Raw genomic sequence first — 12707 nt, 5'->3', positions numbered from 1 at the left:
GTTCGTGTGATATGGGTCGATGGATCGCGTTGATGAGGACCTGGCGGTGAAGCTTCACCTGCTGCCGCACCTGGACGAGCGGCAACGCCGGCTGCTGCTGGGCGCCGAGGCGCGGATGCTGGGCCATGGCGGCATCAGGCGGGTGGCAAGGGCCGCCGGGGTGGCCGAGGGCACGGTGTCGCGCGGGGTGAGTGAGTTGGAGGCCGGCGACGCGCCATTGGGACGGGCGCGTCGGGCCGGTGGCGGCCGTAAACGGCTGGTCGATCTGGATGCCGGGCTGCGCCCGGCGCTGTTGGCGTTGGTGGAGCCGGACATGCGCGGCGATCCGATGTCGCCGCTGCGGTGGACGACCAAGTCCACCCGCAAGCTCGTCGGCGAGCTGCTCAAACAGGGGTGGCGGATCTCAGCCGACACCGTCGCCGACATCCTGCGCGCCGAGGGGTTCAGCCTGCAGGCCAACGCCAAGACCCTCGAAGGCAGTCAGCACCCCGACCGGGACGCGCAGTTTCGCTACCTCAACGACCAGGCCCGCGCCTTCCGCGCCGACGGCCAGCCGGTGATCAGCGTGGACACCAAGAAGAAAGAACTGGTCGGCGCGTTTGCCAACAATGGCCGGGAGTGGCGCCCGGCCGGGCAGCCGGTGGCGGTCAACACCCACGACTTCCCCGGCTGCGCGGACGGCAAGGCCGTCCCGTACGGCGTGTACGACACCACGACCAACACCGGCTGGGTCAACGTGGGCTGCGACCACGACACCGCCGCGTTCGCGGTGGCGTCGATCCGCCGCTGGTGGCAGGCGGCCGGCCATGGCACCTATCCGCAGGCGACCCGGCTGTTGATCACCGCTGACGCCGGTGGCTCCAACGGCTACCGCTGCCGCGCCTGGAAAACCGAACTCGCCGCCCTGGCCGCCGAGACCGGCCTGACGATCACGGTGTGCCACCTGCCGCCGGGCACCTCGAAATGGAACGCCATCGAGCACCGGCTGTTCAGCCACATCACCACCAACTGGCGCGGCCGGCCACTTTCCAGCCACGAGGTCGTGGTCAACACCATCGCCGCGACCACCACCCGCACCGGACTACGGGTGGACGCCGCCCTCGACCAGGGCAGCTATCCCACCGGCATCAGGATCAACGACGCCCAGATCGCGGCCCTACCGATCGCCCGACACGCCTTCCACGGCGACTGGAACTACACCCTGCACCCACAGTCCACCGGTGCACCGTCGGACCCGGCAGGCCAAGCACAGATTCCCGTACCCGCCCAGTGGGACCGCGACAGCCTGGCCCACCCCACCCTCACCGGCATGCCCACCGAGGCCCTCACCGCACTGACCGCCGACCTGGACGGGCTGCGGCAGGTCCGCTGGCAGGACAAGCAGCGCGAACACCACCAAGGGCTACGACGGCACGCTCCCCGGTCCGGCCGGCCGCCGTCACTGTCCTTCCCCGACCGCGTCCTGGCCACGATCCTGCACCTACGACTACACCTGCCCGAAGACACCCTCGCAGTGCTGCTGGACACGAGCCGCACCACCATCCGCCGCGCCCTGCGCGAAACCCAGCAACTACTCGACGAACACGGCATCGCCGTCCAACACGCACCCGCAGACTCCCCGGCCATCGCCGGCATGCTCGCAGCCGCCGGCCAGGCCGCCACAGTACCGAGGTCAAACCAGCGAGTTAATCGCGCCTAAGCGCCTGGCCAGAAGTCTTGTCCGTAACCGTTGGGGAGCCAGGGTGAGGTCCACGGCGCGGTGGTGGTCAGGTTCTGGCCGGGGGTGCTTATCTGCACTTTCTTCGGGTGTCAACTACCGGATCGAGGGCGCTCAACGGTGCGCCGTGCTATCCGTCCTTGGGCAGTTCTAGGTGGCACTTTCTGGTCATGATCGCGAAATCGAATCCTCCGCCCTCCCGACGGGCGTGGCACATTCGAGCATCGAAGGCGTCCACCGGCATGATTTTTCCCAGTGGCGTAACCACAGCATGATCAACCTAATCGGTCTCGTTGGATTTTCACAATCAGCAAAAGGATCACCGGCGCTGGCCTCGGGCGGAGCCCCAACAATCCCGGCTCACCTCCGAAGACGTGGTCTGACAGACCTCATTGAAGGTCGTAAGTACCGCAGCCGCTCGCAAGTGATCGACTAACTTCTCTGTCGGTTCGTTGACTGTGCTGTTTCTCCTGTTGCTGGTGGACTTGCGTCCGGCTTGTAATGCCACCGTCCGGCAGTGCCTGAAAACGGGGTTTCAAGAATGCCTTTCGTCGCTCGTGCGCGCCACCTTGCCATAGTCGCATCGCTGTCCGTCTTGTCGCTGCTGCTGCCCAACGCCGTCAGCGGAGCTGAGGCCGCAGTCGCTGCGCCACCGCGGCCGAAACCCACCACGCCGGCCGCGATCCGCGGCTTCACCCCGGTCACCACGTCGCACCATGGCCGCCTCGTCCGCTCGGCCGCCACGCTGCCGCACCGGGAACCAACCGCCACCAGCGCACCTCTGAATGCCGCGGTCGAGGCCACTGACATCGCGGGTTCGGCGTACGACGCGCCCGCCACTCCGCGGCGGATGACGCCCGGCACCGAATACACGGTTCCGGTCGCGGTCACCAACACCACCGCGGCCGAGCTCTCTAAGGCGCAGTACGCCCTATCGTACCGGTGGAGGTCGCCGGACGGGCGGGTCCAGATTGCTACGCAACTGCGCACCGCACTGCCGGCCGACCTCGCGCCGGGCGCCACCGTGACGCTCGACGCGCACGTGCGCTCGCCCGAGGACAACCCGTTCGGCAACGCCCGCGAGGCGTTCCTGCTGGATTGGGACCTGGTCAATACGCGTACGGCCAGGTGGCTTTCCGAGACGAACGGGGCGCCCGCACTCCGCCTCGACGTCGCGGTCGAGCGGCCCACCTCCGACCTGCTCGGGCTTGAGAAGTTCTACCAGTACAACGGCGTCTCCACCGGGGGCGGCTCGTCGGTCGTCGTCAACGCGGCCAACGGCAACCTCGCGTTCGGTTACAACGCGCTGGCGAACCCGGGCCGCGGGGTCGCGTCATTCGTCCGGTTCACTTACAACAGCCTGGACACCTCCGACTCGTACGTCGGTCCGGGGTGGTCCCTGACCACCTCGACCCTTCCCCGGCTGGGCACGCCGCTGGACTTCCAACCGGGTCCGCTCGGCTATCCGACGAAAGTGAGGCTCGTCGACGGGGACGGCACGAGCCACGTGTTCACGCTGAACACCCATGACACCCTCGACCCCAAGAAATGGGACTACGACAAGCCCGCCGGCGTACACCTCTACCTGCAGCGCGCGGCAAAGAACTGGGTGATGACGCGGCCGGATCGCACACAGTTCCTCTTCGATGACGACGGCTTCCAGACCGCGACGGTCGACAAGAACGGCAACACCCAGAAGTTCACGTACGAGCGGGCGTTCTTCAACGGCCGCTACACCAACGTGCTGACCGGGGTCACCGACCCAGCCGGACGACCTGCATTGACGCTGGGCTACTACAGGCCGGGCGACGACTACGCGTACTACTCGGGCAACGTCCGGTACACCGCGAGCAACCTGACCAATGTCTCGATTATCCATCAGCTCCGGACGATTACCGACTCCTCTGGGCGGCGGATCGAGCTCACCTACAGCGACCAGGGACTGCTACAGCAGATCTCGGACGGCGCGGGCACCGATCAGGTCAAGGCGTTCGGCTTCATGTACGACGGCGGCAGCCTGCTCACCAACCCCAAGTTGGTGCGGATCAACGACCCACTTGGGCACGGCACGCAGGTCTCCTACGCTGACCACTCCCGCGTCGCGCGGGTCACCGACCGGTCGAACGGCGGGCTCGGCTTCACCTACGCCGAAGGCGTTTCCGGCTCGGGTGTGAAGGTGCGTACCACCGCGACCGACGCCGCCGGGCACAGCGCCGTTTACTCGACCGACCCCTACGGTCGGCCGGTCCGGCTCGTCGACGCCACCAACCGGGCGTCCACTATGACGTGGGACGCCGACAACAACGTGATCCGCATCGTGGAGCCCAGCGGCGGCGTCAGCACCTGGGCGTACGACCCGCTGACCGGTTATCCGCTCGACGTCACCGATGCGCAGGCCAACAAGGACGGCACCCCGGGTATCGCCTTGGACTACCGGACGTTCCTCAACGGCCACGTCGCCGACCTGATCGCGAAGACCAGTGCAGCCGGTCGCAAGTGGACGTTTGATTACGACGCGGCCGGCAACCTGACCCGCAGCACCGACCCGCGGGGCAACGAGCCGGGCGCGCCGGCGGGGCATTTCGCCACCACCTCGACCTACGACTCGCTAGGCCGGCTCACCGCCAGCACCGACGCCAACGGCAACACCACGCGCTATTCCGACTATGATCCGGTCGGCTACCCGAAGACGACCACCGACGCGCTCGGCAACACCACCCACACTGAGTACGACGTGCTCGGCAACGTGGTGGCGGCCACCGACGCGCTCGGCAAGATCAGCACCTATACGTACGACATCTTCAAGCGCCCGCTCAGCTCCCGGGTGCCGAAGGACCAGGCCAAGGGTGTCTTCATCACCACGCCGGGCCCGGCCTATGACGCCAACGACAACATCGTGCGCAACACCGACGCTGGTGGCGCGGTCACCGCCGCGTCCTACGACGCGATGGACCGGACGGTCTCGATCGCGGGCGCCAAGGACACGGCGAGCGGCCCGGCCCGGGTCACCACCTACGAGTACGACTCCGTCGGTGACCTCGTGCGCAAGACCGAGCCGCTGGGCAACCTGACAGCCAACCGGGACGACTACGTCACCACCTACCGCTACGACGCGCTCTACCGGCTGGTCGCCGCGGTCAACGCGGACGGCGACACGATCGCCTACACCTACGACACTGCCGGCGACGCGCTGTCGGTGGCCGAGCCCCGGCAGACCGCCACGGCCGATCCGAACGACTACAGCCGGCGCTTCGCCTACGACCTCGCGCACCGGGTTGTCTCGGTCACCGACGCGGCTGGCCACACGGCGCGCCAGGAGTACGACCGGGACGGCAACATCGTCGCAAGCGTCGACCGCGGCGGTGCCCGCACGACGTACACGTTGAACGCTCGCGGCGACATGGTCGAGGTGCGCCAGCCCAGGGACGGCGACACCACGTCGGTGCTGCGGTACACCTACGACGAGGCCGGCAACCGCACCAAGGTGATCAGCCCGCGCGGCACCGTCACCAGCGAGCCGGACGACTTCGCCGAGGAATACGTTTACGACGCGCTCAACCGGGTGGTCGAGGACATCGCCCCCTACGACCCGGCCGACCCGCGCTTCAACACCCCGCAGCGCACTACCAAGAAATACGACGCGGCCGGCCGGCTCGAGCGGATGAGCTCCCCGCCGTCGCAGGGGCAGAGCACGCGGGTCGACACCGCCTACCGCTACTTCGACAACGGCTGGGTGTCCACCTCGACCGACGCCTGGGACATCGTCACGGCGTACGACTACGACGCGACCGGCAACCAGACCCGCAGCACCGTCTCCGGTGCGGGCGGGACGACCGGGAAGACCGTCACCAACGAGTACTACCCGGACGGGAAGATCAAGTCGCGTACCGACGGGGGCATCCCGGTCGGCCTCGACTCGGCGCTCACCGACAACAGCGACGCGCAGAGCGTCGAGACCACCGGCATCTGGACGTCGACCGGCGAGGGCGCCGGCTACCAGGGCTTCGACTACGCACGGCACGGTGACGGGGCGGCCACCGACAGGTTCACCTGGCATCTGTCGGTGCCGTCCGACGGTAAGTACGAGGTCTCGGTCAGATACCCGGCCGGGCAGGCGACCGATGCCCCGTACACCGTCAAGGACACGGTCAAGCGGGTCGACCAGACCAAGAACGCCGGCATGTGGGTCAGCCTCGGCAGCTTCGACTTCGTCGAGGGCGAGGATCAGACGGTCACGCTGGGCGCAGACGCAAACGCTCCGGTGCTGGCTGATGCCGTACGCCTGGTGCGGGACAACAGCGGCGACATCGACACCGAGCAGAAGCACTACGAGTACGCGTACGACGCCAACGGCAACCTGACCACGCTCGCCGACGGCAGCTCCGGTGCGGCCGTGGACACGTACGCGATGGACTACACCCAGCTCAACCAGGTCCGCACGGTACGGGAACGCAAGGGCGACGACGTCCTGCACACCACCGCCTACACCTATGACGGCGACGGCAACACCCTGACCCGGACCCACGACCAGGAGACCGCGTCTTACGAGTACGACAGCCGGGGCCAGGTCGTCAAGATCACTAACGGGACGAAGGTCACTTCGTTCACCTATGACGCCCGCGGCAAGACCGACACGCTGACCCGCGGTAACGGCAACGTCGTCGACTACTCGTACTACCTCGACGGGCTACTGAAGGAGCAGGTCGAAAAGAAGTCCGGCGGCGACCTGGTCACCTCGCACTCGATCGACTACGACGAGAACGGCAACCGCAGCCGCGACGAGAGCAAACAGATGAACGCCGACAACCACGGCGCGCTCATCAACGAGGTCACCACCTACACGTACGACCCGAAGGACCGGATCGCCAAGGTCGGCAAGACCAGGGGTGCCAACGAGTCGTACGTGCACGACGCCAACAACAACGTCGTGTCGCAGACCATCGGCGACAAGACGACCACGAACTCCTACGACCGGAACCGGCTCGCCTCGTCGACAACCTCGGGCGTCAAGGCCAGCTACAAGTACGACCCGTACGGGCGGCTGTCGACCGTCAGCGCGAGCGGCCAGACCGTGCAGAAATACACGTACGACGGCTTCGACCGCACCGTCTCGCAGCGCAGTGGCGCGGGGGCCGACCCCAAGATTACTAAGAACACGTTCGACCCGCTGGACCGCACCACCACGCAGTCGGTCAGCGGTGGCGGCCAAGCCGCGAAGACCACTACGTTCGCCTACCTCGGGCTGTCCGATCAGGTGCTTACCGAGGACAGCGACGGCACCGGGAACGACAAGTCCTATCAGTACGCACCGTGGGGCGCCCGCCTGTCCCAGGACAAGGGCAGCGAGACCTCGTACTACGGCTACAACCCGCACACCGACGTCGAGGAGCTGACCGACGAGAAGGGCGACACCCGGGCGACGTACGGCTACACCGCGTACGGCTCTGACGACAAGGAGGCGTTCACCGGGGTCGACAAGCCCGACCCGCAGGACCCGTCGAAGGAGCCGTACAACGCGTACCGCTTCAACGCCAAGCGGTGGGACCCGTCCAGCGGCACCTACGACATGGGCTTCCGCGATTATGACCCGGGCCTGAACCAGTTCCTCACCCGGGACGCGTACGGCGGTGCGCTCAACGACATGCGGATGGCCACTGACCCGTGGACCAACAACCGGTATGCGTTCGCCGGCGGCAACCCGGTCAGCAACGTCGAGATCGACGGCCACTGCTGGGACTGGGCGCAGGGCATCTGTGACGTCGCGTCGGATGTCGGCAACTGGGTCTCGGAGAACGCGTCCGCGATCGGCGAGACGGCACTCGGTATTGCCTCCATGTTCCTCGGTGCCGCCATCTTCGAGGCGAGCCTCACGCTGGCGATCGCCGGCGGCGTGATCTGCCTCACCGGTGTCGGCTGCATCGCCGGCGGTCCGGCTCTCGCGGTGGCCGGGGCCGGGATGCTGGTCGGCGCCGGCGTCTTCACCCTAGGCGCCGGCGCGACGTGGGAGGGCATCAACAATATGCACTCCACGTCGAGCGGTGGCTCGTCGGGCGGCGACTCGGGCGGCGGACTCCGCAAGCCGCCCGAGGGTTCCACCGACGGCGGCCCCGGCAAGTGGGTGAAGCAGACCCGCGGCGGTAGCGACGAGTCGAAGGCGTACCAGGAGAAGGTCACCGGCGTCGAGCGGGGCAGCGAGTACGAGGTCAACGGCGTCCGCTTCGACGGCTACGACAACGGCACCCTGCTCGAGGCCAAGGACAACTATCTGTCCTTCCTCGACGAGAACGGCGAGTGGAAGTGGTTCTTCAAGAACGCCACCCGCAAGGGCTCCAAGACCTCAGGCTACGAAGACCTGGTGAACGAGGCGCGAGGTCAGCTGGCCGCGTCCGGGGACACTCCGATCACCTGGAAGGTATCCGACCTCAGGCTGAAGGCGGCATTCGAGAAGATGTTCCGTGACGAGCGGATCACCGGGATCACGGTGGATGTGCTCTGACGGCGCGGACTATCACGGGAGACCGGCATGGAAAGTAATGGAGAGCTGCTCGTCCAGGTCGTATGGGGGCCGCGGGCGGAGACGGCAGCCGAGTGTGCCGGCCGCTGGCTGGACACCCAGCAGCGGCTGGCGGCGGCCGACCCCGACTTGCTCGGCCGCTGGGTCAAGTTCGAGTTCGACGACGAGCTGATCGAGACCGAGCTGACCACATCGGAGCAGCTGACGGAGATCGTTGCCGACGGCCGCCACGACAATCCGGAGCTTGGGTTCGGCTTCTCCGCCTCGAACGGGCGGCAGGGGGAGGCGGGCGACACCTTCTTCAAGGCGACGGCGGGCTCCGTCACCAGCAACAAGAACCTGTCGAATGTGGCTTACCTCGAGGTGAATCCGCTGCCGGCCGAGGACGAGCCGCACTGGCTCGCGATCGCCGAGCCGATGCTGCTGGCCCTGGTGGCCGCATGGGAGCCGGACTACGGCGTAGTGACCCGCGACGCCGTGGCCAGAGCGCAGGAGACCGCACCCCGGCAGCCGAACGCCGGTTACCTCACCTACCTGTCTGCCGGGCGGCGCGCCGCCGTCCCGGCGGGCCTGCCCGGCGCCGTCCGGGAACTGCCGGACGGCGGCGTGCTGCTGTCCGCCATTCGGCCCGGCGGTGAGCTGCCGGGCCCCGAGGAGGTCGCCGCCATCGGCGCGGCGCTGCGGGAGGCCGGCGCGTTCGTGCCGGTCCCGACCGACCGACCGGTCACCTGACCGGCTTGTATGGGGGAGAAGTCGGAACATGCGAAATCTCAGCCGCGCCGCGCTGGCCACCGTGGCCGCCGCGGCCCTCGTCACCGGCCTTACCGGGCCGGCCCACGCGACCGGCGGCGGACTGCCGCTCACCTCGTTCGGTGCGATCGCCGTCGACGCGGGCCACAAGCACGTGTTCCTCAGCGGCGGCACGGCGGCCAACGCGATCGTCGTAACCGATTACTCGGGCCACGCGCTCAAGACCATCAGCGGCCAGTACGGCGCGACCGGCCTGGTGCTCAGCGCCGACGGGAGCACGCTCTACACGGCGAACGCGGCGGGCGACGCAGTCTCGGCCATCGACACCAAGACCCTGACGGAGAAACAGCGGTACGCGACTGGTGCGCAGACCTGTCCGACCCGACTGGCCCGCACCGGCACGACGATCTGGTTCGGATATGGCTGCGGCTCCAGCTGGACCGGCGGCATCGGCTCGCTCGACACCTCGGTCACGCCCCCGGTCGTCGGCCTCAACCAGCAGGGCGCCGTCGACTTCCAGGGCGCGCCGCTGCTGTCCGCGAACGGCGCTGCCAACGGAACGCTGCTCGCGGTGCAGCCCCAGCTGAGCCTGTCCACCGTCGCGGTCTACGCCACCACGGGCGCGACCGCCTCGCTCACCATCACTGGAACGGTGTCCGGCAGCAACATCACCGACGGCACCCTCACCCCGGACGACGCGCAACTGTTCACCGCGGCCGGTTCCCGCGACGGCGCCGCCGCGTTCACTGCCACCGACCTGAGCGGCCGAGGCGCCTACCCCACGGGCCGGTACCCGAACGCGGTCGCTGTCGCACCGGACGGGAGTGCTCTGGCCGCGGGCGCGTACAGCACAGACAAGGACGTCTACCTATACAGGCTCGGCGGGGCGACGCCGACGCGCACAGTGGAGCTGGGCAGTGGACGGATCCTCGCGGATCGCGGCCTAGCGTTCACACCCGATGGGAAGGTTCTCTTCGTCGTGGCGCTGTCCCTGACCGACCCCAGCCCGATCCTTCTGTCACTGTCCCGTCCCCTTGGCTAACCTCAGAAAGGCTACGTCGATGGCGGTTCGGCGTTGGTAGGCGCCGTTGACCGGATCTGCAGCAAGGACCGCTGGGACCGCCGGTGTGCTTGCTCGCGCTTGTTGCGCAAGAAGGCGAGGGTGAGGTCGATGCCTTCGATCTCACCCAGCCAGCGCTCAGCTTCGGCGTGCTGTCGCCGCGTGAGTAGGTCGCGTTCCAGTTCGTCGAGCCTGCTGATCATTTTCGGGTTCACGTTGAGCATCGGGCAGCGGATGCAGGCGTGCTCGTGCTGGCAGCCGGTGCCGTAGGGCCGGGCGCAGGAGCCGAGTTCGACCTTGCGTTTGTCGAAGTGCTCCTCGAACTCCGCCCTGTACCGTGCCAGAACTTGATGCGAGGGCTGTGAACTGGGATTTTGCCTGACTTGTGGGGTTCGAAAATTGGGTTACGCCGATTGACCTGCAGTTGTGTGCATGCTCGCCATGGCGTGGCCGGCACGATGGAGGCCATGACCGCGTCCCTTGTGTACCTGCTGCTTCGCCAGGTTTTGCAGATGTTGACCCAGCTCGCCCGTGATGGCGGGGCCAAGGATGTGGAGCTCCTTGTACTCCGTCACCAGGTAGCGGTGCTACACCGACAGGTGCACCGCCCCGACCTCGAACCGGCCGACCGGGTGGTGCTGGCCGCCTTGTCGCGGCTGCTGCCTCGCCCGCGGTGGTCGGCGTTCTTCGTCACCCCGGCGACCCTGCTCCGCTGGCACCGACAGTTGATCGCCCGGCATTGGACCTACCCGCATACCCGGCCCGGCCGGCCGTCGGTCGACCAGCACGTGCGGGACCTCGTGCTGCGACTGGCCGCCGAGAACCCAACCTGGGGGCACCGCCGGATTCAGGGTGAACTCGTCGGCCTGGGCTACCCGGTGGCGGCCAGCACCGTATGGAAGATCCTCCACCAGGCCGGGGTCGACCCGGCGCCGCGGCGCTCCGGACCGACCTGGAAACAGTTTCTGACCGCCCAGGCGCACACGATCCTGTCCTGCGACTTCTTCACCGTCGACACGGTGTTGCTCCAGCGGATCTACGTGTTGTTCTTCGTGGAGATCGCCTCCCGCCAGGTCCATGTCGTCGGGGTGACCGCACATCCGACCGGCGCCTGGGTGGCCCAGCAGGCCCGAAACCTGCTGATGGACCTCGACGGGCGGGTGACCAGCTTGCGGTTCCTGCTGCGCGACCGCGACGCGAAATTCACCGCGGCGTTCGACGCGGTGTTCACCGCAGCGGGCATCGACGTGATCAAGACTCCGCCCCAGTCGCCGAGAGCGAACTCATTCGCCGAGCGGTGGGTGGGCACCGTACGCCGGGAGTGCACCGACCGGATGCTCATCATCGGCGAGCGACATTTGGCGGCAGTCCTCAGCGAGTACGTGGCTCACTACAACGGCCATCGTCCACATCGTTCGTTGGGCCAGCAGCCACCGAACCGACCGCCTCAGGTCATAGACTTGAACGCCGTCCGGGTGCAGCGACGCCCAATCCTCGGCGGCTTGATCAACGAGTATTCGCAGGCGGCGTAGCCGAAACTCAATTTTTGAGCCCGGCAGGTCAAGGGGTCGTCGGTTCAAATCCGGCCGTCCCGACGCAGGTCACAGGCTTGATCCAGGTTTCTGGATTGACTCTGGGGACCATGTTGATCTTTTCTCTGCGTACCTGGCGCACCTTGACCACTGGTCAAGCTCCTGGGGCTTGTAGCGAACGAGGCGTGACCTTCTACAGGCCATTTGGATGCTTGGACAGCCAAGCGCGATGACAGTCCTTAAGAGCGTCCCGTTGTGCCCGTGTGGGAAGGATGACATCGGCGCCGCCGTCGTAGGGGTGATAGAGCCAGCGGAGATCCGCCGGGGCCAGGATGACGTTCGCTAGCTCGTCGTCCGCGACCGTTCGCAGCAGGAGGTCTAGGACCCCACGTCGCCACGGTCGGATCTCAACGTAGAGCTGTGTGTAGCTGTGGTACTCGGGGTCCTCGTCTGGCTGTTCCAACAGGGTCCGCCAGTGCTGCGCGTTTGGCGCGACTTCCGATCGTCTCGGCCACATTTGTGGGGCGGTTGCCGGGGTCTCTGTCCATTCGCTTGTGATAACGAGGAGCGCTGGACCCGGGTCGAGTTCCGACAGCACGGTGTAATGACGGTCGAGAACCGTCGCGTATTCGGCCTCGTTATCCGGGTAGCGCTTCGATTCTGGGAGGCTATGAAACCTTACCCACCGGTCGGAATAGTAACTGCGGAGCCAGTGAGCGAATGGTGGGCACTCGGGCCACTGTCGCTCCCAAATCTCGGTAAGGGCCTCGGGGGTCGGAACACTGCTGGAGGTCACGGTGTCGTTCTACCGGAGGCCGAGAGGCGCAGAGAAGTCGGGGACCACCTGGGGACTACACGTCGTGCTCGGTGCTGCACGACCCGCACACCTAGCCACGCCAATCAGGGAGGCATGCTGCGCTTGACGTGCAGGAGCGTGTAGCGCAACGTCCTGGGGGTCATCCATGAAGGAGCGGGGCCGGTCAAGTCTCTGGTTTTGACTGGTGGATCCGGGTTCGCCCGTGTTCACCGCAGGGCTGTGGGTATACGGACGCGCGGCGGCGGCTGCTGCGTGGTTGCGCTGCCGGCGTGGTGTGGGTGGCGTTGTTGACGTTGGTTTGGGTTGGTCGCGTCACC

At 67.1% G+C, this 12707-nt stretch carries 8 protein-coding genes; 6 read left to right on the top strand and 2 right to left on the bottom strand.

The genetic code is table 11. The annotated features are described in order from the left end of the window. Window positions 1-19 precede the first annotated feature (19 nt). The 4 genes from Pme01_RS30315 to Pme01_RS30300 all read left to right on the top strand — a co-directional run bounded on the left by Pme01_RS30315 (window position 20) and on the right by Pme01_RS30300 (window position 10023). Window positions 20-1699, top strand: coding sequence for an ISAzo13 family transposase (locus Pme01_RS30315; protein WP_239088556.1), 1680 nt, complete (start codon window positions 20-22; stop codon window positions 1697-1699). A 559-nt stretch (window positions 1700-2258) separates the two neighbouring features. Continuing rightward, entirely contained in the window at window positions 2259-8213 is a 5955-nt protein-coding gene (locus Pme01_RS30310) for a golvesin C-terminal-like domain-containing protein (RefSeq protein WP_168118313.1), read from the top strand. 27 nt (window positions 8214-8240) lie between these two features. Next, window positions 8241-8963, top strand: coding sequence for an Imm52 family immunity protein (locus tag Pme01_RS30305; protein ID WP_168118314.1), 723 nt, complete (start codon window positions 8241-8243; stop codon window positions 8961-8963). Between the two features lie 28 nt (window positions 8964-8991). Further along, the gene (locus Pme01_RS30300) at window positions 8992-10023 is read left to right on the top strand and encodes a lactonase family protein (protein WP_168118315.1); all 1032 of its coding nucleotides are present in this window, start codon (window positions 8992-8994) and stop codon (window positions 10021-10023) included. A gap of 11 nt (window positions 10024-10034) precedes the next feature. Here Pme01_RS30300 and Pme01_RS30295 read toward each other — a convergent pair whose 3' ends face one another. Continuing rightward, entirely contained in the window at window positions 10035-10265 is a 231-nt protein-coding gene (locus Pme01_RS30295) for a recombinase (protein WP_239088555.1), read from the bottom strand. Between the two features lie 243 nt (window positions 10266-10508). Between Pme01_RS30295 and Pme01_RS30290 the strand changes: the two genes are divergently transcribed. Continuing rightward, entirely contained in the window at window positions 10509-11573 is a 1065-nt protein-coding gene (locus tag Pme01_RS30290) for an integrase core domain-containing protein (protein ID WP_168118316.1), read from the top strand. Window positions 11574-11766: 193 nt separating this feature from the next. Here Pme01_RS30290 and Pme01_RS31965 read toward each other — a convergent pair whose 3' ends face one another. Next, window positions 11767-12369: a DUF3885 domain-containing protein gene (locus Pme01_RS31965; protein WP_420850560.1), complete on the bottom strand. Its 603-nt coding sequence runs from the start codon at window positions 12367-12369 to the stop codon at window positions 11767-11769. Window positions 12370-12578: 209 nt separating this feature from the next. On the opposite strand from Pme01_RS31965, the gene Pme01_RS31915 reads away from it, so the two are divergent. Next, window positions 12579-12707 (top strand): twin-arginine translocation signal domain-containing protein (locus tag Pme01_RS31915; protein WP_203935986.1); only part of this gene is annotated, 129 nt, incomplete at its 3' end.

The sequence above is a fragment of the Planosporangium mesophilum genome, from assembly GCF_016863255.1.
Taxonomy (GTDB): Bacteria; Actinomycetota; Actinomycetes; order Mycobacteriales; family Micromonosporaceae; genus Planosporangium; species Planosporangium mesophilum.
Note: the sequence above shows the minus strand (reverse complement) of the source record. Positions and strands in the feature narration are given on the sequence as shown.